This is a genomic window from Rhizobium sophoriradicis (genome assembly GCF_003939025.1).
Lineage (GTDB): Bacteria > Pseudomonadota > Alphaproteobacteria > Rhizobiales > Rhizobiaceae > Rhizobium > Rhizobium sophoriradicis.
The window spans coordinates 102,941-127,012 of the sequence record NZ_RQIH01000007.1 but is presented as its reverse complement, the minus strand read 5'-3'; the positions used below and the strand labels follow the sequence as shown (position 1 = coordinate 127,012).

Below are 24,072 nucleotides of genomic sequence, written 5' to 3'. Positions count from 1 at the left end.
GTATGAAAGTTCTTTCGGTTTCGTCCGAAGTCTTCCCTTTGATCAAGACAGGGGGCCTGGCCGATGTGTCAGGCGCCCTGCCGATTGCCCTGAACGCCTTCGGGGTCGAAACCAAGACTCTCCTGCCCGGCTATCCCGCCGTCATGAAGGTCATTCGCGACCCTGTCGTCAGGCTCGAATTCGCTGACCTGCTCGGAGAAAAGGCGACCGTGCTCGAGGTCCAGCACGAGGGCCTCGATCTGCTCGTCCTCCATGCCCCGGCCTATTACGACAGGCCGGGCGGCCCCTATCTCGATCCGCTCGGCAAGGACTATCCGGACAATTGGCGCCGTTTCGCCGCCCTGTCGCTCGCCGCCTCCGAGATCGCCGCCGGTCTGCTGCCCGGCTGGCGGCCGGATCTGGTCCATTCGCACGATTGGCAAGCGGCGCTGACATCCGTCTACATGCGCTATTATCCGACGCCGGAACTGCCGAGCGTGCTGACGATCCACAACATCGCCTTCCAGGGCCAGTTCGGCTCCGAGATCTTTCCCGGCCTGCGCCTGCCCGATCATGCCTTTGCCATCGACGGCGTCGAATATTACGGCACGACCGGCTTTCTGAAGGGCGGCCTGCAAACCGCGCATGCGATCACCACTGTCAGCCCCACCTATGCCGATGAGATCCTGACGCCGGAATTCGGCATGGGACTCGAAGGCGTCATCGCCACCCGCATCGACGATCTGCACGGCATCGTCAACGGCATCGATACCGATATCTGGAACCCGGCAACCGATCCCGTCGTCCACACCCATTACGGCCCGACGACGCTGAAGAACCGCGACGAGAACCGCCGCTCGATCGCCGAGTTCTTCCATCTCGACAATGACGATGCCCCGATCTTCTGCGTCATCAGCCGTCTCACCTGGCAGAAGGGCATGGATATCGTCGCCAATGTCGCCGACGAAATCGTCGGCATGGGCGGCAAGCTCGTCGTGCTCGGTTCCGGTGAAGCCGCGCTGGAAGGCGCGCTGCTCGCATCCGCCAGCCGTCATCCCGGCCGCATCGGCGTCTCGATCGGCTATAACGAGCCGATGTCGCATCTGATGCAGGCCGGCTGTGACGCGATCATCATTCCCTCGCGCTTCGAGCCGTGCGGCCTGACCCAGCTTTACGCTCTGCGCTATGGCTGCGTGCCGATCGTCGCCCGCACAGGCGGGTTGAATGACACGGTGATCGATGCCAATCACGCCGCGCTTGCAGCGAAAGTGGCAACCGGCATACAATTCTCACCCGTGACGGAAACGGGCATGCTGCAGGCAATCCGCCGTGCAATGCACTTTTACGCGGACCGAAAACTCTGGACCCAATTGCAAAAGCAGGGCATGAAATCGGATGTCTCCTGGGAGAAGAGCGCCGAACGCTACGCTGCCCTCTATTCAAGCCTCGTCTCGAAAGGCATGTGACCTAAAATGATCAAGTCCGTACCCACCACGCCCTACCTGGACCAGAAGCCCGGCACGTCAGGCCTGCGCAAGAAGGTTCCGGTCTTCCAGCAGCCGAATTATGCGGAGAACTTCATCCAGTCGATCTTCGATTCGCTGGAAGGCTACCAGGGCAAGTGCCTCGTCATCGGCGGCGACGGACGCTATTACAATCGCGAAGTCATTCAGAAGGCGGTCAAGATGGCCGCCGCCAACGGCTTCGGCAAAGTGATGGTCGGCAAGGGCGGCATCCTGTCGACGCCGGCCGCCTCTCACATCATCCGCAAGTACAAGGCCTTCGGCGGCATCATTCTGTCTGCAAGCCACAATCCCGGCGGCCCGACCGAAGATTTCGGCATCAAATACAACATCAACAACGGCGGTCCGGCCCCGGAAAAGATCACCGACGCGATCTATGCCCGTTCTAAGACGATCGACAGCTACAAGATCGCCGATTTCGCCGACGTCAACCTCGATCGCATCGGCAAGGACGAACTTCCCGGCGGCATGATCCTCTCCGTCATCGACCCGGTCGAGGACTATGCCGCACTGATGGAGGAATTGTTCGATTTCGGCGCTATCCGCAATCTGATCAGCCTCGGCTTCCGCATCGCCTTCGATGGGATGAGTGCCGTCACCGGCCCCTATGCCAAGGAAATCTTCGAAAATCGCCTCGGCGCCCCCTCGGGCTCTGTGCGCAACTTCATGCCGCTGCCGGATTTCGGCGGTCATCATCCGGATCCGAACCCGGTTCATTGCAAAGAACTCTTCGATGAGATGATGAGCGACGACGCGCCTGATTTTGGCGCCGCTTCCGACGGCGACGGCGACCGCAACCTGATCATCGGCCGGGGCATCTTCGTCACTCCCTCCGACAGCCTGGCGATCCTCGCCGCCAACGCCAATCTCGCTCCCGGCTATTCCGGCGGCCTCGCTGGCATCGCCCGCTCGATGCCGACCTCAGGTGCGGCCGACCGTGTCGCCGAAAAGCGCGGCATCGGCATGTATGAGACGCCGACCGGCTGGAAGTTCTTCGGAAACCTGCTCGACGCCGGCATGGCGACGATTTGCGGCGAGGAAAGCTCCGGCACCGGATCGAGCCACGTCCGCGAAAAGGATGGCCTCTGGGCGGTGCTGCTGTGGTTGAATATTCTTGCCGTGCGCGGCGAGAGCGTCGCCGATGTCGTCACCCAGCACTGGCAGACCTACGGCCGCAACTATTATTCACGCCACGATTACGAAGGCCTCGACACCGATGCTGCGAACGGGCTTATGGACAACCTCCGCAGCCAGCTTTCCACCCTGCCCGGCAAGAGCTTCGGCAGCCTGAAGGTCGAGAAAGCCGACGATTTCGCCTATCACGATCCGGTCGACAAATCGGTGAGCGAGCACCAGGGCATCCGTATCCTCTTCGAGGGCGGCTCCCGTGTCGTCTTCCGTCTCTCCGGTACCGGCACGTCTGGCGCAACCTTGCGTGTCTATATCGAGCGTTACGAGCCGGATTCGACTCGCCACAACATCGAAACGCAGGAAGCGCTCGCCGATCTGATTACCGCCGCCGACAGCGTGGCCAGCATTCGGGAACGCACGGGACGCGACGCGCCAACCGTGATCACCTGATCCGGGGGAAACATGCGCGGGAACAATGCGGCGCAGGCCGGAGCAATCGTCTTCGAAACCGGCGTCGAATTTGCCGTGTGGTCGCATCATGCCGCACAGATCGAACTCTGCCTTTTCGAAGATGACGGCGCCAGAGAATTCGCGCGCCTGCCGATGGCGCGCGACAGCAACCACATCCATCGTCTCTTTGTCGACGGGCTGAAGGCAGGCGCGCGTTACGGCTATCGCGCCGACGGCATCTATGCGCCCGACAACGGCCTCTGGTTCGATCCTTCCAAATTGCTGATCGACCCCTACGCCAAGGAGATTGACCGACCGTTCCGCTACGATCCCCGCCTCGGCGTCTATGGCGAAGACAGCCAGGACCTGATGCCGAAGGCGATCGTCACCTCAGATACGCGCGCCGTCATCGCCAAGCCACTCTTCAAACCGGGCGGCTTCATTTACGAAGTAGCGGTGCGGCCCTTTACCATCCTCCATCCCGACATACCGGAGGCCCAGCGCGGCACCATCGCCGCCCTAGCCCATCCCTCCGTCGTCGCCCATCTGAAGCGGATCGGCGTCGATGCCGTCGAATTGATGCCGATCACCGCCTGGATCGACGAACGCCACCTGCCGCCGCTCGGCCTCACCAACGGCTGGGGCTACAATCCTGTCGCCTTCATGGCGCTCGATCCGCGGCTCGCCCCGGGCGGCATGGCGGAGCTGCGCGAGACCGTTGCCGCCCTGCATGCCGAGGGCATCGCCGTCATCCTCGACCTGGTCTTCAACCATACCGGCGAGAGCGATCGTTACGGCACGACGCTGTCGCTGCGCGGCCTCGACAACCTGCATTATTTCCGCCATGTCCAGAATTGCCCGGGCGAACTGGTCAACGATACGGGAACCGGCAACACGCTTGCCTGCGACCATCCTGAAGTTCGCCGTCTCGTCATCGACAGCCTGCGCCATTTCGTGCTCAATTCAGGCGTCGACGGTTTTCGTTTCGATCTCGCCCCGGTGCTCGGCCGAACCACGACAGGCTTCGAGCGCGATGGGGGAACACTTGCCGCCATTCTGGCCGACACCGTGCTTGCCGACCGGATCATGATCGCCGAACCCTGGGATATCGGCCCGGGCGGTTACCAGCTCGGCAACTTCCCGCCGCCCTTCCTCGAATGGAACGACCGCGTCCGCGACGACCTGCGCTGTTACTGGCGCGGCGACCAGTGGAAGACCGGCGCGCTGGCAACCGCGCTTGCCGGCTCTTCCGACATCTTCTCCCGTCACGACGGCAAAGCGACGCGCAGCGTCAATTTCCTTGCCGCCCATGACGGCTTCACGCTGATCGACCTCGTCTCCTATGCCGGGAAGCACAACGACGCCAATGGCGAGCACAATCGTGACGGTCACAATGAAAACCACTCCTGGAACAACGGCGTCGAAGGCGAAACGCTCTACCCCTCGATCCGCAAGCGCCGGATAAAGGATGTCATGGCGCTGATATCAACGCTCTTTGCCAGCCGCGGCAGCATTATGCTGACCGCCGGCGACGAAGGCGGACGCAGCCAGCGCGGCAACAACAATGCCTATTGCCAGGACAACGAAATCACCTGGCTCGACTGGAAGGCATTGGATGAGGATCTCATCGCCCATACCGCCTTCGTCGCCGGACTGCGCCGCCGCTTCACCGTCTTTTCAGAAACGGGTTTCCTGTCGGGAAATGGCGACGTCGAATGGATCTCGGTATCGGGCGAACCGATGACAGTCGCCGAATGGGAGACGCCGTCGCTCCCGACCCTTGGCATGCTGCTGGCAACCGGCGACCGCGCCTCAGGCGGCAGGCGGACCCGGCTCGCCGTGCTCTTCAATCGTTCCGAAAGCCGCGAGCTCTTTACGCTTCCGTTGGAAGGCGAAGCGTCCTGGCGTCAATTGACGCCGGCCGGTGCGAAGAAGGCCGGCCCCCGAGTCACCGTCGAGCCACGCTCCGTCGCCTTTTTCATAGAAAAATGACCGGCGCCTCCCATTGGCGCAAATCCTTGTCGCAATCGTCATAAATGCACGATAAGGCTTTGGCGCGGCGGGCTTATCTGACGAGGAAATGCATGGGCACGGAAATTTCACTCTCCGACGTGCGGGGATTGATCGGCATGGAAACGGGCCTGTCGGATTGGATCACCGTCGACCAGACGATGATCGACGCCTTTGCGGGGGCAACGGATGACCACCAGTTCATTCATGTCGATCCGGAGCGCGCCGCCGCCGAGAGCCCTTTCGGCGGCACTATCGCCCATGGCTTCCTGACACTGTCCCTGCTCTCGGCGATGAATTACAACTGCCTGCCCAAAGTGCGAGAGCAGACCATGGGCATCAATTACGGCTTCGATCGCGTCCGCTTCATGACGCCGGTCAAAAGCGGCGCCCGCGTGCGCGGCCGTTTCCTGCTCTCCGACGCCCGCTTCCGCGGCGGCGGCATGCTGATGACCACCTACGACGTCACCATCGAAATCGAAAACGAGAAGAAGCCGGCGCTGACGGCCAAGTGGATCACCATCATCCAGTTCGACCCGAAGGATCGTCCCGAGGACGTGTAAGCCCGGATGCGGCTATGATTCCGCGGAATTAAGAACCGCTTCAAGAGCGTGGCCGTCCGGATCGATGACGAAGGCGGCATAATAATGCTCGCCATAATGGGGTCGAAGACCGGGACCGCCATTGTCACGGCCGCCATGCGCGATTGCCGCGGCATGAAACGCATCGACCGCCGCACGGCTCAGGGCGGCAAAGGCCAGATGAAATCCGGGGCCGGCCGGGGGCTGGCCCTCTGGCCGATGTTTGATCGCCAGTTTGTCTCCGCCGCCGGGAAGGCCGTAGCCGACCGCCTGTCCCGTCTGGCCAGGCCTGATGTCATCCCAGACCCTGACATAGCCGAGCGCGCCGAGGGCGGCATCGTAAAATGCCGCCGACCGCTCTATATCGGAAACGCCGAGGAAGGCATGATGCAGCATTCGCCCTCCCTCGGATGGGCGCCCTATGCAGTCAGGATTGGTCCCGCTCAATGGCCGGCATCATGGGCCGCCTCGTTGAGCAGGCCAAAGACGAAGTCGGAAAATGACCGCCAGCATTCTACCCGGAACGTCTCTTCATCGGTGCGCAGAAGCACGATCTCGGCCTTGCCGAAAATGGTCCGCGAAGCGGCGCCGACCGGAAAGGACGAAAGCGACAGGTCCTGCGGGCAGCCGGCCGCCAGCGTCAGCTCCGCGCCCGGTCCCGAAACGATGATTGCCACATTGCGGTGGGAAACGTCGGTCGCCGAATGCAGCGCGCCGGCGCTTGAACACGCCGCCATCAAATCGCCGCCCGCCTCGTCGATCAACAGCCACTCGTCCGGCCCAAGCCAGAGCGCCGATCGTGCACCGGCGCGGCCGGATGTTTTCGGCGTGGTCGGTACGGACAGGCCGAGAGCCAAAGAAAGTGCTGCGAGCGATTGCGCCGGCGCGCGTAGCGCCACGCGGGTCGCGGCCGGTGCGACCGTCAGGCGCACGGTGGCGGAGCCGCCGAGACGGCCGGCCAGCGCCGGCTTGCGAATTGCAACATCAGCCATGGATGCGGCCTCCTTCCTTGTCAAAGAACACCAGATCCGTCACCTCGACGGCGATCGTCCGGTCCGGCATCGGCACGTAGAGCGTCTCACCCATCCGCGCCCGGCCGCCGGCGACGAGCGCGAAGGCAATCGACCGGCCGCAGTTTTCCGACCAGTAGGCCGAGGTGACGTGGCCGAGCATCGTCATCGGCTTCGGCTCGTTCGGGTTCGCGACGACCTGCGCGCCTTCCTCAAGCACCAGCTTCGGATCCTTGGTGATAAGCCCGACAAGCTGCTTGCGTCCCTCCTTTACGAGGTCCGGCCGCTGCAGGCCGCGAATGCCGACAAAGTCCTTCTTCTTCTTCGAAACGGCCCAGGCAACACCCGCATCGTCGGGAGTAACCGTCCCGTCAGTATCCTGGCCGACGATGATGTAGCCCTTTTCGGCGCGCAGAACGTGCATCGTCTCGGTACCGTAGACGCAGGCGCCGAGCGGCTCGGCATTGGCCCAGATGGCTTCGAGCACCGACTGGCCATAATCGGCCGGCACGTTGATTTCGAAGCCGATTTCGCCGGTGAAGGAGACGCGGAAGAGCCGCGCCGGCACACCGCAGACCGTGCATTCGGCAACGCTCATATGCGGGAAGGCCTCGTTTGAAAGGTCGACCCCTTCGACCAGCGGCTCGACGATCGCGCGCGCCTTCGGTCCCTGCACGGCAATGACGGCCCATTGCTCGGTGACCGAGGTCAGCCATACCTTCAGGTCCGGGAATTCCGTCTGCAGGTAATCTTCCATGTGGTGAAGAACGCGCGGCGCTCCGCCGGTCGTCGTCGTGACATGGAAACGGTCCTCGGCCAGTCGCCCGACGACACCGTCGTCATAAACGAAGCCGTCTTCGCGGGTCATGATGCCGTAGCGGGCCTTGCCCGGCTTCAGTGTATCCCAGGCATTGGTGTAGATGAGGTTGAGGAACTTCGCCGCATCCGGCCCCACTACCTCGATCTTGCCAAGTGTCGAAGCGTCGAAAATACCGGCCGACTCTCGGGCTGTGCGGCATTCGCGCGCGACCGCCTGATGCATGTTCTCGCCGGCACGCGGATAGAACCAGGCGCGTTTCCAGTTGCCGACATCTTCAAAAACGGCGCCGTGGGCTTCTTCCCAGCCATGCAGCGGCGTCTTGCGCGTGGGATCGAACAACTCTCCGCGCGAATGGCCGACCAGCGTGCCGTAAGTGACCGGCGTGTAGGGGGCGCGGAAGGTGGTGAGACCGACCTGCGGAATTTCCTTGCCGAGCATTTCGGCGGCGATCGCCAGGCCATGCATGTTGGAAAGCTTGCCCTGGTCCGAGGCCATGCCGTTGGTCGTAAAGCGCTTGATGTGCTCGATCGAATGCATGCCCTCGCGCACGGCAAGGCGGATATCCTTGGCACAGACATCGTGCTGGAAGTCGATGAAAGCCTTGGCGTTGGTTTTCGGCCCGGCGCCTTCGGCGGCACCGATCATGCCGCCTGTCCATTCAAACGCCTGCTCGGCCGACATTGCGATCTTCTCGCCGCTGCTTCCGCCGGTGGCCTGCGCCATCAGCTCGCCGGCGGCAAGCGATTCCTCGATCGTCTGCTGCAGGTCGTCGGTGCCGTTGCAGGCGCCGACCGACAGGCAGTCCTGCGCGTAGGAGCCGGGCAGGAAACGCTGGCTCTCAGCGTCGAAGGCCACTTTGCCGCGCGACTGCGAGAACAGATGCACGGACGGTGTCCAGCCGGCCGAAACCAGCAGCGCATCGACGGCGATCTTGCGCGGCGAACCGCCGCCGTTGCGTGCCACCGTCATCGACGAGATGCGCAGCCGCCCGGCGGTATTGATGACCGACTGGCCAGCCAGCACGTCGATGCCGAGCGCACGTGCCTCCGCCAATACCGCCGCACCCGGCGCCTGCCGGCAATCGACGATCGCAGCGATCGAGACACCTGCTCGTTTCAGATCGAAGGCCGCTTCATAGGCGGAGTCATGCGCCGTGTAGATGCCGACATTCTTGCCGACGGCGACGCCGTAATGGTTGAGATAGGTCCGCGCCGCCGAGGCCAGCATGATGCCCGGCCGGTCGTTGTTCGGAAACACCATGTGCCGTTCGATCGCGCCGTTGGCGAGGATCACCCGCTTGGCGCGGACCTGCCAGAGCCGTTCGCGCGGCAGATCATGGGGGGGATTGGCGAGATGGTCGGTGACGCGCTCTGCAAGGCCGACGAAATTGTGGTTGTAGTAGCCGAAAGCCGTCGTGCGCAGCAGCACTTGGACATTGTCCATCGCCTTCAGCTGCGCCACGGTCTTCTGCGCCCAGGTGAAGCCGTCCTGCCCGTCGATCTTGGCGCCGGCATCATAGCGCAGCGCACCGCCCGCTTCCGGCTGCTCGTCGCAGAGGATCACCTTGACGCCGGTCCGGGCCGCGGCCAGCGCCGCCGAAAGCCCGGCAACGCCGCCGCCGACCACCAGCACGTCGCAATGCGCGTAACGGCTGGCATAATGGTCCGGATCGCCTTCCGTCGGCGCAACACCGAGGCCGGCGGCGCGACGGATGAGCGGTTCATAGACGTGCTTCCAGGCGGCACGCGGCCACATGAAGGTCTTGTAGTAGAAGCCGGCCGCAAAGAACGGCGACATCAGATTGTTGATCGCCCCGACATCGCGGGCAAGCGAGGGCCAGCGATTCTGCGAGCTGACGATCATGCCGTCGAAGACTTCCTGCACAGTGGCGCGCACGTTCGGCTGCTTGCGTGCTGCATCCCGAGCGACGTCGATCAGGGCGTTCGGTTCCTCCGCGCCGGCTGAAAGAATGCCGCGCGGCCGGTGATATTTGAACGAACGTCCCAGAAGATGCACGCCGTGGGCGATCAGCGCCGAGGCGACGCTATCGCCTTCCAGCCCCGTGTAGCTCTTGCCGTCGAAGCTGAAGCGCGCGGTTTTGGCCGGCGTCAGGCGCCCCTTGCCGGCGATACGGTTGACGCCGCTCATTGCGCCTCTCCTTCCAGGGCTTCATATGTCTCGACAGGCGCGTGCTTCTCGGCAGCAGCGCCGACCACGGGCTTTGGCTCACCGGCCTTATAGGTCATGAGGAACTTGTCGCTCACCGTGTCGCGGACTGCATTGAAGAACCGTCCGCAGCCATGGATGTGCCGCCAGCGTTCGAATATCAGCCCCTTCGGATTGTCGCGCAGAAAGAAATAGGCTTCGAATTCCTCGTCCGAGATCGAGGCAATATCGGCGGGCCGCGCAATATGCGCGTCACCCGCGCCGCGGAATTCGAGCTCGGAGCGCTCTTCCTGGCAGTAAGGGCAATGGATCAGCAGCATGTAGGATTTCCTTCTCCTCCTCTTCTCCCCAGCGGGGAGAAGGTGCCTGAAAGACGGATGAGGGGGTGAGCGACGAAAGGAGCGAGCGTTAGCACGAAAACACCCATCGTCAGTGCGCCACCGCCGCCGCAGCAGCCTCGTCAATCAGTCGGCCGCTGCGGAAACGCTCCAACGTCAGGCCGGCGTTGAACTTGTGCGGTTCGTCGCGGGCGATCAGATGGGCGAAGAGATTGGCCGAACCCGGCGTCGCCTTGAAACCGCCAGTGCCCCAGCCGCAATTGACGTAAAGACCCGGAACCGGCGTCTTCGACTGGATCGCCGAACGATCCGGCGTATTGTCGACGATGCCGCCCCATTGGCGCATCATCTTGACGCGCCGGAACATCGGGAAGAGTTCGCAGATGGCATCGAGCGTATGGGTGATGATCTGCAGCCCGCCGGTCTGTGAGTAGGAATTATACTGGTCGGTGCCGGCGCCGATGACGAGCTCTCCCTTGTCGGACTGGGAGATATAGGCGTGCACGGTGTTCGACATGACAACGCAGGGGAAGATCGGCTTCAGCGGCTCGGAAACCAGCGCCTGCAGCGGGCTCGACTGCAGCGGCACCCGTACATCGGCCATCTTCATGATCGTCGTCGTGTGGCCGGCCGCCGACACGCCGATCTTTCTGGCGCCGATGAAACCGCGCGTCGTCTCAACGCCGGTCACGCGCCCATCGGGCGCACGGCGGATGCCGGTCACTTCGCAATTCTGGATGATGTGGACACCGCGGTCCGATGCTGCGCGCGCATAACCCCAGGCAACCGCATCATGCCGCGCCGTGCCGCCGCGCCGTTGCAGTGCCGCACCGTTGATCGGGTAACGGGCGCTGGCGGAGATATCGAGCGGCGGACAATAGGCCTTCGCCTGTTCCGGCGTCAGCCATTCATTGTCGATGCCGTAGAGCCGGTTGGCATGGATATGCCGTTTGAAGGACTGCTGGTCGTGAATATTGTGCGAGAGCATCATCACGCCGCGCGGCGAATACATCACATTGTAATTGAGCTCCTGCGAAAGCCCCTCCCAGAGCTTCATCGAATGCTCGTAAATGTGCATGCTCTCTTCATAGAGATAGTTCGAGCGGATGATGGTGGTGTTGCGGCCGGTATTGCCGCCGCCGAGCCAACCCTTTTCGATCACCGCCACATTGGTGATGCCATGCTCCTTGGCGAGATAATAGGCGGCGCCCAGGCCGTGCCCGCCGGCGCCGATGATGACGACGTCGTATTCGGCGCGCGGTTCCGGCGACGTCCATTGCTTCTCCCAGCCTCTGTGGCCACGAAGGGCCTCTCGCGCCACGGCAAAAACCGAATATTTCCGCATCCGCCTTCTTCTCCTTCGGGCAAGGCCATTCTCCGTGCCCATACAAATCGCAAATCCAAATGCGGCACAACGGCTCTTTTGCGACGCGCGAGAGCTTTGGTTTTGACACTGAGCGACATGATGTCGAAAAGCGCCCTGCCTCCAGGACACGCGCTCCGTTTCCTCTGGAGTTGGCACAACCAGCAATCGATCGGCCGCCGGCTAGCCCTCACCCAAGAGGGCGAGAAGACAAGCAGTTACTAAAATGTTAACTCTCCCCCTGTTTCCAGGGTTCTTGTATCATGTGGGGTCGGCGTCCATTCTTCCACGCGCTTCTCATCGCGTTTTGCAGCGCCCAGGCGTCGCCCGCCGCCGAGCCGGTTGGTCAGGCTGTCCTCATCAAGACCGAAGTCACCGGACAGTCCGGACCGATTGCGGTCAATACCAGCGTTCACCGCGACGAGCGTATCCGAACATCGCCATCCGGGCTTGGCCAGTTTCTGTTTCGTGACGGCACCAAACTTGCGGTCGGCTGGGGCTCCTCTGTCGTCATCGACAAATATGTCTTCGACGACACGCAATCGGTTAGAAAGCTCACCATCAAAGCCGCCAAGGGGACCTTCCGCTGGGTCAGCGGCAATTCCAAATCGTCAGCCTATCAGATCCTGACTCCGGCCGGAACAATCGGCGTGCGCGGCACCGCATTCGATTTCTATGTCGGCCCGGACGGCACCACCGCCGTCGTACTCCTGAACGGAGCGGCAAGCTTTTGCGGCCCCGGCGGCTGTCGCCAGCTGCAGCAACGCTGCGATTGCGTTGTCGCCAAGCCGAATGGCGATATGACGCCGGCCCGCCGGGTCGATCCCAGCGTTCTCGATACGCTTGGAAATCTCCGCGCCCTCCCCTTCCTCTCCGGCAACCAGCGGCTTGCCGGCGGCATCGGTATGCTCGGCGGCTGCAATATGGCCTCCGTCATGCCGGAAAGAAAAGACAGAACACGGCCTCCGCCGGCAGTTGCACCTGCTCCGCAGAGGCAGGATCCGCCACAGAGACAGGCCGAGCCGCAAAAAGAGCGACCGAACAAGCCCGATAAGCCTCATCACGACAGGCCGCACCACGACAAGCCACATCACGACCGGCCGCACTATGATAAGCCCCACCATGACAAGCCGGATAGACCCGACAAGCATGAGGGCCATGGGCGCCATGACGATGACGGAAAGCCCGGAAATCACGGTCTGGATCATCGGGAGCACGGGCGCCACCATGATGGAGATCGCGATCATAAGATTGATCGAAACCACGACAGAAATCGGGATTTCAAGCGCGGCCGGTGAGGCTGTTTTCGGGATCTTCGCAAGTCAAGGCGTCGGCACCGCTATATCCGCCTCGCAATGAGGTAGTACGTCAACGAGCATTGCAGGGCGGCGAGGACTGTCGGCGTGTCGGGTAGTGAAGGTGATATCCTTCCCAAGAAGGGCACTCCGAAAATCGCTTTTACTTTTCGGTATCGGCAGCCCTCTTTTCGATCCCCGCAGCCAATTCCCGAAAATGGTCGGTCCTGCTGGGTATCCGCCGATAGAATTCCACCAAACCGCCCACCACGTCATCCGCCCTGAGCTTTGCCGTATCCATAAGTTTGCGGGTATTCCTTGAATGCGAATGCAGGGCCTGCACCAATTGCCGGTGAACGGCATTGAGCGCGGCGAATTCCCGGGATGCCGCCACCTGCTCATTGCCGAGGACGGCAAGGATTTTGGTGCGGCTGCTCTTTCCCTTCAGTGGAATGGCGCCGGCGTCGATCAGCGCCATTCCATCCACTGAACGTGCAGTACTGTCGGAGATGAGGATATCGAAGCCTACTTCTTTGCACGACGACTCGATGCGGGCGGCGACGTTGACGGCATCTCCGACGGCCGAATAGTTGAAGCGGGTCTTGGCGCCCATATTGCCGACGCAGGCAATGCCGGTATGGATGCCGATGCCGATGTCGACCTGCTGATCGGGACCGAAGCCGAAGGCGTCGCCGGCGTTCAGTTCGGCGAGTGTCTCGCGCATGGCGAGGGCTGTGCGAACCGCCTTGGTTTCATGATCGGCAACATCAACCGGCGCGTTCCAGAACGCCATGATCGAATCGCCGATAAATTTGTCGAGTGTGCCTTCATTGGCCACGACATGACGGCTCAGCGCGTCGAGCAATGTGTTCAGGAAGGCGACGACATCCGTCGGCGCCAGCCGTTCACTCATCTCGGTGAAGTTCCTGACGTCGACGAACATGACCGTCAGCTCGCGGTCGTCGCCGCCGAGGCGCAATGCATCGCGGTTATGCTCGATGCGATGGAGCAGCGACGGAGACAGATAATGGCCGAAGGCGCGTCGCACCTCGCGCCTTTCCCGATCGATCACGAGAATGCGGAACGAGGTCGCGGCAAAATGGGTGATCGATCCGCTGACGATCGGAGCCAGCGGATCGAGGAGAAGCCCTGCATAGAGGAAGGAGAGCCAGGAGGCCACGAGCGCCATTGCGGTAATAAGCAGGCCGCAGACCAGTGCGACGGCGGGACTGACGAAGGTGGTGACTAAGACGAGCAGGCATCCGAGCACCGCGATCGTAAGGATTTCCAGCCCATCGGCCCAATCGGGACGCGACAGGAAACGGCCGGAGAGAATCTGCTCGACGGCCTGCGCATGCATCGAAACACCGGGAACATTCTCACCGAGCGCCGTGACACGGATGTCCTGCAGGCCTGCCGCCGAGGTGCCGATGAAGACGATGCTGCCGCCAATGGCGGCAGAGACCTCTGAAGAGGCGCCTTCGGCGGCGAGCACCCGGCGGACGGATATATAGCGCTCAGCCCGGTCGGGGCTGACATAGAGCCAGAATTCACCCGCCGCCGTCAGCGGCACGACGAAATCGCCGATCTTTGCCGATGTCATTACGCCGGCACGATCGGGGGCGCCGGCCAATACATAAGTGGAAGCGCCCTGCGCGACGCGTAGCGCCTCGACCGCGAGGTTGGGGTAGAGCTGCACACCATCGGTCAGGAACAACGGCACCGTCCGCACCACCGGCGAAGGATTGCCGGGATTGAGGCTGATGTGGCCGAGCCCTGCCGCGTTGGCTTCCAATTGTGGTCTGAGCGGCGTCGATGCGGTAAGATGAGGCGGCGCCGAGACAGGGCTTTCGCCGGTGAAAGCAAAGCCCGCCTTGACAGGCGGCCGGTAACTGCCCTCATTGGAAAGCCCGAAGCCGAGCACGACAGGCTTGCCAGAGATTGCCTGGGCAAATATCTCGTCATTATCAGGAAGTTTCTCGGCCAGGGACCGATCGACCCCGGTGACCTCGCGCACGACATTGCGCGGCGACAGCCGATCCGGCTCGGAAAAGAGAATGTCGAATGCAATGGCCGCAGCGCCCATCTCCGAAAGCCGGTTCACCAGCAGGGCCAACCGGTCTCGTGGCCAAGGCCATTGGCCGAATTCGCGCAGCGACGCCTCGTCAATATCGATCACACGGACCGGCATCGGCTCGAAGGTTCTCGGAAGAAGACGCTGATATTCGTCGAAGGTCACGCCACGGATCAGCTTGAAAATCCCGGGGTCGTCTGCCCGCAGCATCGTCAGCGCGGCCACGATCACCAGGCCGATAATGACACCGATTTGCTGCACGCGAGTCATCATCTCAACCGGCGTTCCCTCCCACGGCCGATCGAGCGGCCACGCACCTGCCGCCCGACAGGCTACGCCGCTTTCTGTCCGAACACCATTCGCACATACGCTACGGACGGTTCTTTTGCTTCCGCGCCCTCCGCTTTCCATCGATCAGCGCAACAACGCCGTCAGTTCGGCCACGCCTTTGCTTTAACGACATGGCTTCGATCTTGTCGCGAGCGCGGCGAAATGATCTTGTACCGAGCGAAGCGCGAATGCTTTTCAAATAAGAGAGTGGGGGCTCCCGTGATTTCCGAAACCGCCGTGCGCCGCAGCGGCTATTGGCTGATCGTCGTCGTGCTGGCGATGCTTGCGGGACTGCCGCTTGCCGTCTGGCTCGACATCAGCGATCTCTCCGGAAATACCCTCAGACGCCAGGCGCGCGACATGAGCTCGCTGATATCGAGCATCCGCTCCTACTATTCCGCCAATGTCGTAGGACGCGTCCTGGCCGCCCATGCCAGCGGCACAACGGCGGTCACGGTCGTTTCGCACAACTACGCCAATATACCAGGCGCCATTCCGCTGCCGGCGACACTCTCGCTGGAACTCGGCGATGTCATCAAGGAGCAGCAGGCCAATATCACCTACCGCTTCGTCTCCGACCTGCCGTTCAAGAGCCGCGCGTCCCACGAGCTCGACGATTTCGAGAGACGAGCGCTTGCCGCGTTGCGCGCCAACCCGCAACAGACGCTGAACGATCTCACGCGTGTCGGACTGACTGATACCCTGCGGTTCATCACGCCCGTTGTCATGGGGCAGGCCTGCGTTGCCTGCCACAACAGCCACCCGGAAAGCCCGAAGACCGATTGGAAGGTGGGCGATGTGCGCGGCATCCAGGAAGTGATCATCCGGCAGCCCTATGCGAGTAACGTCTTCGCCTTCAAATACCTGCTCTGTTATTTTCTGTTTGTCGCCATCATCGGCCTCAGCTTCATTCTGCTGCAGCGGCAGCAGGCGCGCGCGACCATAACGCCAACCAGGATCTGGAAGCGGCCAACGAATTCCTCGCCAGCGTCTCGCTGAAGATTTCACGCTACCTCTCGCCGCAGATCTACAAGAGCATCTTCAGTGGGCAGAAGGACGTGGTGGTCCATACCGAGCGCAAGCGCCTGACGATCTTCTTCTCCGACATCAAGGATTTCACCGCGACCACCGAGCGGCTACAGCCGGAAGCGCTGACGGAGATGCTCAACGAATATCTCACCGAGATGTCGAACATTGCCTTGGCGCATGGCGGCACGGTGGACAAGTTCATCGGCGACGCCATGCTGGTCTTCTTCGGCGACCCGGAAACGAAGGGGCCGGAGGAGGATGCGAAAGCCTGCCTGCGCATGGCCGTCGACATGCAGCGCCGCCTCGGCGAACTCAAGGACAGATGGCGCAGAAACGGCACCGAAGAGCCTTTCGTCGTGCGCATGGGCATCAACAGCGGCTATTGCAACGTCGGCAATTTCGGCAGCAACGACCGCATGGACTACACGATCATCGGCGCCGAGGCCAATCTGGCGGCCCGGCTGCAATCGATCGCCCAGGGTGGAGAAATCGTCATCAGCTACGAAACCTATGCGCTGGTGAACGAAATCGTCGCCGCTCATCCGCTGCCGCCGATCACGATGAAGGGCATACAGCGTGAGATCGTGCCCTATGCCGTGGACGGGCTGACGCTCGGCACGGACCATAAGAGCCGCGTTCTGAGCGAACACCTCTCCGGCCTCGACCTGCATCTGGATATGAGCCGGGTGGAGCCTGCCGACCGGCTTCGGGTCAGAACGGCGCTCAAGGAGGCGATTGCCGCTCTGGATGAGGCCTTGCCTGAGGCGGCGCGATCGAGACAGGATGCCGGTCAGGTGTGATTTTTCCGGCTGCTTCCCATATCCATCTGGACTTCCCCTACTCGATCTGCTATCTCGCATCACCAATCGCAAGGCTGCGGCCGCGCGAACGTTATTTTTTGCCCCTGGCGCTGCGCCGCCTCAGGCATCAACCAAACCAAAGGAACGTGATTCTCGTGCAGGTACTTGTCCGCGATAACAATGTCGATCAGGCTCTCCGCGCTCTCAAGAAGAAGATGCAGCGCGAAGGCATTTTCCGCGAAATGAAGATGCGCGACTACTACGAGAAGCCGTCGCAGAAGCGTGCTCGCGAAAAGGCCGAAGCTGTTCGCCGCGTTCGCAAGCTGGCCCGCAAGCGCGCCCAGCGCGAAGGCCTGGTCGCACGCTAAGCGTTGCCGTCGTTTTTTCGACGTTTTCAGATGCATTGTGGCGGGGGCGATTGGTTCGCCGCCGCCTTTTTAGTTTATCGCTGAAGATCGCATATCCCGGTCTCGGATATGCCGCATGGGGAAAGCGAGCCCGAATGGCTGATACCACCTTCAATTTGTCCCGCGCCTGGCGCTTGCAGAAAACCGCATTGCTGCCCGCTGTGGCATTGGCCGCCGTGTTCGGCCTCGCCGGTTGTGAGACGACCAACACCACTGACGCCGTGATCCGCATCGACAAGGCTCAAGGGTCGGAAGAGAATATCGCGTCGCTGACGGCTGTTATCAACGCCAACCCCAGGGATCCCGAGGGCTACAACGTCCGCGGCTCCGCCTATGGCCGCGGCGGTCAGTTCCGCCAGGCGCTGAACGATTTCAACACGGCTTTGCAAATCAATCCGCGCTTCTTCCAGGCCTATGCCAACCGCGCCCTTGTCTATCGCAACATGGGTCAACAGCAGCAGGCGATTGCCGACTACAATGCCGCGCTGCAGATCAATCCAAGCTACGACGTCGCTTATATCGGCCGCGGCAATGTCTATCGCATGGCCGGTCAGGACGATGCGGCCTTCAACGACTTCAGCAAGGCAATCCAGCTCGGCACCACCGACGGGCGCGCCTACCACAATCGTGGGCTGATCTATCAGAAGCGCAATCAGCAGGATAAGGCGATCGACGATTTCTCGAAGGCGATCTCGCTCGCGCCGAATTCGGCCGAGCCCTATAATGGCCGCGGCATTTCCTATTTCGCGCTGAACGACGACGACAACGCCTTTGCCGATTTCAACCATGCAATCGAACTCAACGGTAACATCGCCGAATCCTGGGCCAACCAGGCGCTTGTCTACGAACGCCGCGGCGATAAGGCGAAGGCTGCCCGCTCCTACCGCCATGCAGTCGGGCTTGATCCGAAATATCAGCCGGCCCGAGATGGACTCGCCCGAGTGGGCGTCGCGCCAGCCGGCTAAGGATGTGCATTGGCGCGGCCACCGATGACAACGACGCTGTCATGAAGGCGGCCGCATCGCCTTGAAAAGAGAGGCGGAAAAAACATCCGTCATCGTCGATGGCGTGTCATACGATGTTGCAACCGGCTCATGCTCCCCCTAACATGTCGCTGCTTCGATGGCCCGCTGTCGGGCATGGAAAAACGTGTTGAGGGCGTTTTGCGAGAGATGCGAATCTTTGCGTTCCTGACCGCGAGCGAAAACTGTTGCGGGCAGCGCCCGCCTCAGCGCCGCGCATCTGCCGAACGGCGCCAGCGGTACGGCCACGTTCTCTGCCCCGCGATTTTATCCTTCGCTCGAGTGGACCTGATGGATTGTGCGATGGTACAGGCGGCGCGGCACATTCAATGAAGATCGTCGCGCTGTTCTTCCCAAAGGCTTCGATCGGCACTTATCTCGTCGCCATGGCGGTGGCAATCGCGCTGCCGATTTTCGCCTTCGTGGCGCTGCTTTTATTGCAGCTGGAGGATAACCAGCGCTCGACGCTGAAGCGCGAAACGGCGCAGGACGCGCTTGCCCTTTCACGCATCATCGACCGCCAGCTTCAGGACATGGCGACAACGCTGCGGCTGCTGTCGAGCTCGCCGGAGCTTGAAAACGGCGATCTCGCCTCCTTCCACGAGCGCACGGAAACGGCTCTGCGGAACAATACGCTCTACGTCCTCGCCGTCGACCGCAGCGGTCAGCAACTGCTGAACACGCGCCGGCCTTTCGGCACGCCGCTCGAAAAGACGGCAAACATCGCCGCGCTCGATGCCGCAATGAAATCCGGCCGCATCGAGGCTTCGGATGTTTTTCGCGGCAGAACTAGCGGCGAATGGGTCTATAATGTCACCCTCCCGCGGGCGGATGATCCGGTCGCCGCCCTCATCATCACGCAGGATGCCAAGGATCTCGGCAGGCTGGTCACGACCCAGGGCCTTGCCCCCGGCTGGTCGGCAGCCGTCGTCGATCAAAGCGGTCACGTGGTCGTTGCTGCCGGCCCCGCAGCCCCGGAACCCGGCACGCCCTTTGATCCGCGCATCCTGCCGGCGCTGAGCTTCTCCCGCGGCGTCTTCGAAGATGAGGCGATCCTGCCGCACATGCTTCTCGGTTATGCCCAGATCCCCGGCTGGTCATGGAAAACAGTGATCTGGGGGCCGGTCGCGCAGGCTTCGATCCTCAGCACCTGGCGCTTCCTGATCATCGGCGGCGTGGCGCTTGTGCTCGTCGCAGTGCTCGCCGCCTATGCCGTCGCAAGGCAGGTGCGCACCACCATCCGCGATATCGCCGAAATGGCAAAGCGTATGGGCGACGGCCACATTGTCTCGCCGGTCGAGACCAGCGTCATCGAGGCGAACCAGGTGGCGATCGCTCTGTCGAATGCTTCCTTCGACCGCAGCCAGACCGAGGACCGGCTGCGTTTCGTCATGCACGAGCTCGTCCACCGCACGAAAAATCTTCTGACGCTCGCCCAGGCAATGATGCGCCAGCTCGCCAAGCAGGCCGACAGCGTCGAGACCTTCCAGTCCGCTGTCGCCGATCGCCTCGACGGGCTGGTGCGTTCGATCGAGCTCCTGACCAGCGAGCAATGGGGAGGCGTATCGCTTCGGCGGGTCGTCGACATCCATCTGCAGGCCTTCCCGCAATCGCGCGAACAGATCGAAATCACAGGTGAGGATTTCGTCCTGAAGCCGGATGCGGTGCAGAATCTCGGTCTGGCGCTGCATGAGTTGGCCACCAATTCGGTGAAATACGGCGCACTTTCCGTTCCGCAAGGCCGTGTCCGCTTCGAATGGCGAGATGTCAGGGAGGAAGACAAGCCGGATGCCCTGCTCCGCTTCACCTGGGAGGAGCGCGGCGGCCCGCCGGTGGTAGAGCCGTCACGCACGGGCTTCGGCACGACCGTTATCAAAGCCCATGCCGCCGCCGCCTTCCGCGGCACTGTTGAGATCGATTTCCGGCTTGAAGGTCTCTTATGGGTGTTGACGGCGCAACGCGCCACGCTGGAGCGGGCCTGACGCATGTCGCCCGCAAGGGCTGAGCGTTTCCGGGGAAATCAAAGCGCGAGAACGCATCCCATGCATCACGTTTGATGCGGCGGGCTTCAGCCTCCCGGAACAATCGCCACCGGCACCCGTTTCGAACAGGTCGTTCCCAAGGAGAAAGACCATGTTCAAGCAAACCATGATCGCAGCCGTGGCTCTGACGGCCGCGGCCTGGGCAAGCCCGGCAGGCGCCGAAAGCTATGTCACGCTTGGCCGCCTGGTCTGCGGATCGGATGGCGGCCAGGGTCTGATCATCACGTCGCAGAAGAACCTGATCTGCACCTACACGCCGGCATCCGGCGGCGCCAAGGCGGTCTACGCCGGCAAAATCGAGAAATTCGGCCTCGATATCGGCCAGACCGGCAAGAGCGTGATGATCTGGCAGGTGCTTGCGAAAACCGGCACGGATATGCCGCAGTATGCCCTGGCCGGCGAGTACTACGGTGTCGGGGCGGATGCGAGCATCGGTGCAGGCGCCGGCGCCAAGGTGATCGCCGGCGGCACAAACAAAGCCTTCATGCTGCAGCCATTGAACGTCCAGGCTCAGGAAGGACTGAACCTGGCGATCGGGGTCGAGAAGATGACGCTGGTGCCGGGCGAGGTATGACGGAAGACTTGCTTGCGGCAAGGCGACACCGAGCCGGCATGGCACAGACCGGCCGGCATGAATCGAACAGCCGCCCGATGGGCGGCTGCATCTCGCTCGATCAATGCGAAATCGCCTTGTTGATATCCTCGGTCATTTTCTTCGCATCGCCGAGCAGCATCATCGTGCCGTCCTTATAGAACAGCGTATTGTCGATGCCGGCATAACCGGAGCCGAGCGAGCGCTTGACGAAAAGGCAGGTCTTTGCCCGGTCGACGTCGAGGATCGGCATGCCGTAGATCGGCGAGGTCTTGTCGTCGCGCGCGGCCGGATTGGTGACGTCGTTGGCGCCGATGACATAGGCGACGTCGGCCTGAGCGAATTCCGAATTGATGTCCTCGAGCTCGAAGACCTCGTCATAGGGGACATTGGCTTCGGCAAGCAGCACGTTCATATGGCCCGGCATGCGGCCCGCGACCGGATGGATCGCATATTTCACCTCGACGCCGTTCTTCTTAAGATTGTCGGCGAGTTCGCGTAGCGCATGCTGGGCCTGGGCCACCGCCATGCCATAACCCGGCACGATGATCACCTTCGAGGCGTTAGCCATCAGATAGGCTGCATCCTCGGCCGAGCCGAGCTTGACCGTCCGGTCCGACGTATCGGGTCCGGCGGAGGCCGCCTCGCCGCCGAAACCGCCGAGGATGACGGAGACGAAGGAGCGGTTCATGCCCTTGCACATGATGTAGGAAAGGATCGCGCCGGAGGAGCCGACGAGCGCGCCGGTGATGATCAGCGCCAGATTGCCGAGCGTGAAGCCGATTCCGGCCGCGGCCCAGCCTGAATAGGAATTCAGCATCGAAACGACGACGGGCATATCGGCGCCGCCGATCGGCACGATCAAAAGAACGCCGAGCGCCAGCGACAGCGCCACGACGGCCCAGAAATCAAAATGGCTTTCGGTGGCGGCAAGCCCGATGATGAAGAGAATGATCAGCGCCAGCAGCGCCGCATTGATCACATGCCGGTAGGGCAGCAGGATCGGTTTGCCGGACATGCGTCCGTCGAGCTTCAGGAAGGCGATGATCGAGCCGGTGAAGGTGAGCGCTCCGATCGCCACGCCGAGCGCCATCTCGATACGCGCCTCGGTGTGGATATGGCCGATCTCGCCGATGCCGAAGGAAGCAGGCGTATAGAGCGCCGAGGCGGCGACCAGGACGGCTGCAAGGCCGACCAGCGAATGGAAGCCGGCGACGAGCTGCGGCATCGAGGTCATGGCGATGGTGCGGGCGACATAGGCGCCGACGCTGCCGCCGATGGCAAGGCCGAGGATGATCAGCACGAAGCCGCCGAAATTAGGCGTCGCCAGCACGAGCGTCGTCAGAATGGCGATCCCCATTCCGACCATGCCGTAGAGATTGCCTTTGCGGCTGGTGGCCGGATGCGACAGGCCGCGCAGCGCCAGGATGAACAGAACGCCGGAAACGAGGTAGAAGAAGGCTGCAACATTGGTCATCGGTCCCTCACCGGTCCTTCTTGCGGTACATCGCAAGCATTCGCTGCGTGACGAGGAAGCCGCCGAAGATATTGACCGAGACGAGCACCAGCGCGACGAAGCCGAAGCCAGTCGCAAGTCCGCTTGTGGAGATGCCGACCGCCAGAAGCGCGCCGACCACAATGACCGAGGAGATCGCATTGGTGACGGCCATCAGCGGCGTATGCAGCGCCGGCGTCACCGACCACACGACATAATAACCGACGAAGATCGACAAGACGAAGATCGCGAATTGAAAGACGAAGGGATCGATCGCCCCACCGGTCGCGGCACTTGCCGCCTCCGGCGCCTGGGCCGCCGCCGTAACGACGGCCGTCACCGCCTGGTCGAGCTGTTCAAGCGCTCTGTCCATTGCTTCACTGGCCATCACATGTCCCCCTTCTTCGCGCCGCCGAAGGCGGGATGAACTACGTCGCCGGCATAGGTCAGCATCGTCGCCTTGACGAGTTCGTCGTCGACATTGACGACCACGCTCCCGGTTTCCTTGTTGACCATGGTCTCGAGGAAGGTGACGAGGTTTTTGGCGTAGAGCGCCGAGGCGCTGGCCGCAACCCGGCCCGGCATGTTGGCGAAACCGATCACGCTCACGCCTTCGACATCGGCGATTTCACCGGCAACGACGCCCTCGATATTGCCGCCGCGCTCGACGGCAAGGTCGACGGCGACCGCACCCGGCTTCATCGAGGCGAGCATGGCGCGTGAGACGAGACGCGGCGCAGCGCGACCAGGGATCAGCGCCGTGGTGATGACGATATCCTGCTTGGTGATATGTTCGGCCACGAGTGCGGCCTGCTTGCCCTGATAGTCGGCCGACATTTCCTTGGCATAGCCGCCGGCCGTTTCCGCCGCCTTGAACTCCTCGTCCTCGACGGCGATGAACTTGGCGCCGAGCGATGCGACCTGTTCCTTGGCGGCCGGGCGCACGTCGGTGGCCGAAACCGCCGCGCCGAGACGGCGCGCGGTGGCGATCGCCTGGAGGCCGGCGACGCCGGCACCCATGACGAAGACCTTGGCGGCCGGCACGGTGCCGGCGGCCGTCATCATCATCGGCATGGCGCGGTCATAAACCGCCGCCGCTTCGATGACGGCCTGGTAACCGGCGAGATTGGCTTGGGACGACAGCACGTCCATCGATTGGGCGCGTGTGATGCGGGGCATCAGCTCCATCGCAAAAGCCGAAAGCCCGGCGCTGGCGAGAGCCGCAATCGCCTCGTCATTGCCATAGGGGTCCATGATGGCGATCACAACCGCGCCGCTCTTATAGCCTGCGATTTCCGACGCGCTCGGGCGGCGCACCTTCAGCACCACGTCTGCCGAAGCGGCATCGACCAGACTGCCGATCCTGGCGCCGGCAGCCTCGAACTCTCCGTCCGGAATACGTGACGCCGCCCCGGCACCGGCTTCGACGACCACATCGAAGCCGAAACTCTTCATTTTCTTCACGGTTTCGGCAGAAGCCGCGACCCGTGTCTCCCCGTCCGTGACTTCGCTTGCAACGAAAATAATATTGCCCAACTGCCCCCTCCTCCGGGTCAGCCAGACCGCCGCAGGCGCGCCTGCGCAGGCCAAGCACCTAAGCATGTCGCGCAAAACT

General features: G+C 62.3%; 18 protein-coding genes and 1 pseudogene. 10 read left to right on the top strand and 9 right to left on the bottom strand.

Features of this window, described 5'->3' with window-relative positions; translation table 11 throughout:
* Positions 1-2 precede the first annotated feature (2 nt).
* From glgA to EFR00_RS13385, 4 genes are all read left to right on the top strand, one after another.
* Positions 3-1,445 (top strand): glycogen synthase GlgA, encoded by a 1,443-nt coding sequence (gene glgA / locus EFR00_RS13400; protein ID WP_038691307.1) that lies wholly within the window; start codon positions 3-5, stop codon positions 1,443-1,445.
* Between the two features lie 6 nt (positions 1,446-1,451).
* Entirely contained in the window at positions 1,452-3,083 is a 1,632-nt protein-coding gene (locus tag EFR00_RS13395) for an alpha-D-glucose phosphate-specific phosphoglucomutase (RefSeq protein ID WP_077990697.1), read from the top strand.
* 12 nt (positions 3,084-3,095) lie between these two features.
* On the top strand, positions 3,096-5,075 hold the full coding sequence (gene glgX / locus EFR00_RS13390) for a glycogen debranching protein GlgX (protein WP_077990698.1): 1,980 nt from the start codon (positions 3,096-3,098) through the stop codon (positions 5,073-5,075).
* Between the two features lie 92 nt (positions 5,076-5,167).
* Positions 5,168-5,656, top strand: a complete 489-nt coding sequence (locus EFR00_RS13385; RefSeq protein WP_038691313.1) for a MaoC family dehydratase — start codon at positions 5,168-5,170, stop codon at positions 5,654-5,656.
* 12 nt (positions 5,657-5,668) lie between these two features.
* Here EFR00_RS13385 and EFR00_RS13380 read toward each other — a convergent pair whose 3' ends face one another.
* From EFR00_RS13380 to EFR00_RS13360, 5 genes are all read right to left on the bottom strand, one after another.
* Positions 5,669-6,070 carry a VOC family protein gene (locus EFR00_RS13380; protein WP_077990699.1) on the bottom strand — a complete coding sequence of 134 codons (402 nt, stop codon included), beginning with the start codon at positions 6,068-6,070 and terminating at the stop codon, positions 5,669-5,671.
* A 47-nt stretch (positions 6,071-6,117) separates the two neighbouring features.
* Positions 6,118-6,666, bottom strand: coding sequence for a sarcosine oxidase subunit gamma (locus tag EFR00_RS13375; protein ID WP_077990700.1), 549 nt, complete (start codon positions 6,664-6,666; stop codon positions 6,118-6,120).
* Entirely contained in the window at positions 6,659-9,652 is a 2,994-nt protein-coding gene (locus EFR00_RS13370; RefSeq protein WP_077990702.1) for a sarcosine oxidase subunit alpha, read from the bottom strand. Before EFR00_RS13370 ends, EFR00_RS13375 begins: the two co-directional genes overlap by 8 nt.
* Complete coding sequence (locus EFR00_RS13365; RefSeq protein ID WP_039622247.1) at positions 9,649-9,990, bottom strand: sarcosine oxidase subunit delta; 342 nt, start codon at positions 9,988-9,990, stop codon at positions 9,649-9,651. Before EFR00_RS13365 ends, EFR00_RS13370 begins: the two co-directional genes overlap by 4 nt.
* Before the next feature lie 109 nt (positions 9,991-10,099).
* The gene (locus EFR00_RS13360) at positions 10,100-11,353 is read right to left on the bottom strand and encodes a sarcosine oxidase subunit beta family protein (protein WP_004668351.1); all 1,254 of its coding nucleotides are present in this window, start codon (positions 11,351-11,353) and stop codon (positions 10,100-10,102) included.
* 281 nt (positions 11,354-11,634) lie between these two features.
* Between EFR00_RS13360 and EFR00_RS13350 the strand changes: the two genes are divergently transcribed.
* Positions 11,635-12,669, top strand: a complete 1,035-nt coding sequence (locus tag EFR00_RS13350) for a FecR family protein (RefSeq protein WP_077990705.1) — start codon at positions 11,635-11,637, stop codon at positions 12,667-12,669.
* A gap of 160 nt (positions 12,670-12,829) precedes the next feature.
* Here EFR00_RS13350 and EFR00_RS13345 read toward each other — a convergent pair whose 3' ends face one another.
* Positions 12,830-15,010, bottom strand: coding sequence for a CHASE2 domain-containing protein (locus EFR00_RS13345; protein WP_077990863.1), 2,181 nt, complete (start codon positions 15,008-15,010; stop codon positions 12,830-12,832).
* A 267-nt stretch (positions 15,011-15,277) separates the two neighbouring features.
* Here EFR00_RS13345 and EFR00_RS13340 point away from each other — a divergent pair.
* From EFR00_RS13340 to EFR00_RS13320, 5 genes and pseudogenes are all read left to right on the top strand, one after another.
* A pseudogene (locus tag EFR00_RS13340) lies at positions 15,278-16,899 on the top strand (adenylate/guanylate cyclase domain-containing protein).
* Between the two features lie 155 nt (positions 16,900-17,054).
* Positions 17,055-17,267: a 30S ribosomal protein S21 gene (gene rpsU / locus EFR00_RS13335; RefSeq protein WP_003585885.1), complete on the top strand. Its 213-nt coding sequence runs from the start codon at positions 17,055-17,057 to the stop codon at positions 17,265-17,267.
* 134 nt (positions 17,268-17,401) lie between these two features.
* Complete coding sequence (locus EFR00_RS13330) at positions 17,402-18,271, top strand: tetratricopeptide repeat protein (protein ID WP_039622258.1); 870 nt, start codon at positions 17,402-17,404, stop codon at positions 18,269-18,271.
* Between the two features lie 386 nt (positions 18,272-18,657).
* Positions 18,658-20,310, top strand: coding sequence for a sensor histidine kinase (locus EFR00_RS13325; RefSeq protein ID WP_038691326.1), 1,653 nt, complete (start codon positions 18,658-18,660; stop codon positions 20,308-20,310).
* Positions 20,311-20,461: 151 nt separating this feature from the next.
* Positions 20,462-20,944 carry a DUF992 domain-containing protein gene (locus EFR00_RS13320; protein ID WP_009994679.1) on the top strand — a complete coding sequence of 161 codons (483 nt, stop codon included), beginning with the start codon at positions 20,462-20,464 and terminating at the stop codon, positions 20,942-20,944.
* 100 nt (positions 20,945-21,044) lie between these two features.
* Here EFR00_RS13320 and EFR00_RS13315 read toward each other — a convergent pair whose 3' ends face one another.
* Genes EFR00_RS13315 through EFR00_RS13305 form a run of 3 tightly spaced genes read right to left on the bottom strand, consistent with a single transcriptional unit; the run spans position 21,045 to position 23,993 of the window.
* Positions 21,045-22,439 carry an NAD(P)(+) transhydrogenase (Re/Si-specific) subunit beta gene (locus EFR00_RS13315; RefSeq protein ID WP_077990708.1) on the bottom strand — a complete coding sequence of 465 codons (1,395 nt, stop codon included), beginning with the start codon at positions 22,437-22,439 and terminating at the stop codon, positions 21,045-21,047.
* A 7-nt stretch (positions 22,440-22,446) separates the two neighbouring features.
* Positions 22,447-22,845, bottom strand: coding sequence for a proton-translocating transhydrogenase family protein (locus EFR00_RS13310; protein WP_010053318.1), 399 nt, complete (start codon positions 22,843-22,845; stop codon positions 22,447-22,449).
* Positions 22,845-23,993: a Re/Si-specific NAD(P)(+) transhydrogenase subunit alpha gene (locus EFR00_RS13305; protein WP_077990710.1), complete on the bottom strand. Its 1,149-nt coding sequence runs from the start codon at positions 23,991-23,993 to the stop codon at positions 22,845-22,847. Before EFR00_RS13305 ends, EFR00_RS13310 begins: the two co-directional genes overlap by 1 nt.
* Positions 23,994-24,072 lie beyond the last annotated feature (79 nt).

Coding starts and splice junctions, on each gene's coding strand:
- EFR00_RS13310 (WP_010053318.1), bottom strand. CDS start 22,845: ATGGCCAGTGAAGCAATGGACAGAGCGCTTGAACAGCTCGACCAGGCG.
- EFR00_RS13380 (WP_077990699.1), bottom strand. CDS start 6,070: ATGCTGCATCATGCCTTCCTCGGCGTTTCCGATATAGAGCGGTCGGCG.
- EFR00_RS13375 (WP_077990700.1), bottom strand. CDS start 6,666: ATGGCTGATGTTGCAATTCGCAAGCCGGCGCTGGCCGGCCGTCTCGGC.
- glgA (WP_038691307.1), top strand. CDS start 3: ATGAAAGTTCTTTCGGTTTCGTCCGAAGTCTTCCCTTTGATCAAGACA.
- EFR00_RS13320 (WP_009994679.1), top strand. CDS start 20,462: ATGTTCAAGCAAACCATGATCGCAGCCGTGGCTCTGACGGCCGCGGCC.
- EFR00_RS13385 (WP_038691313.1), top strand. CDS start 5,168: ATGGGCACGGAAATTTCACTCTCCGACGTGCGGGGATTGATCGGCATG.
- EFR00_RS13365 (WP_039622247.1), bottom strand. CDS start 9,990: ATGCTGCTGATCCATTGCCCTTACTGCCAGGAAGAGCGCTCCGAGCTC.
- glgX (WP_077990698.1), top strand. CDS start 3,096: ATGCGCGGGAACAATGCGGCGCAGGCCGGAGCAATCGTCTTCGAAACC.
- EFR00_RS13345 (WP_077990863.1), bottom strand. CDS start 15,010: ATGACTCGCGTGCAGCAAATCGGTGTCATTATCGGCCTGGTGATCGTG.
- EFR00_RS13325 (WP_038691326.1), top strand. CDS start 18,658: ATGAAGATCGTCGCGCTGTTCTTCCCAAAGGCTTCGATCGGCACTTAT.
- EFR00_RS13315 (WP_077990708.1), bottom strand. CDS start 22,439: ATGACCAATGTTGCAGCCTTCTTCTACCTCGTTTCCGGCGTTCTGTTC.
- EFR00_RS13370 (WP_077990702.1), bottom strand. CDS start 9,652: ATGAGCGGCGTCAACCGTATCGCCGGCAAGGGGCGCCTGACGCCGGCC.
- EFR00_RS13330 (WP_039622258.1), top strand. CDS start 17,402: ATGGCTGATACCACCTTCAATTTGTCCCGCGCCTGGCGCTTGCAGAAA.
- EFR00_RS13350 (WP_077990705.1), top strand. CDS start 11,635: ATGTGGGGTCGGCGTCCATTCTTCCACGCGCTTCTCATCGCGTTTTGC.
- EFR00_RS13395 (WP_077990697.1), top strand. CDS start 1,452: ATGATCAAGTCCGTACCCACCACGCCCTACCTGGACCAGAAGCCCGGC.
- EFR00_RS13360 (WP_004668351.1), bottom strand. CDS start 11,353: ATGCGGAAATATTCGGTTTTTGCCGTGGCGCGAGAGGCCCTTCGTGGC.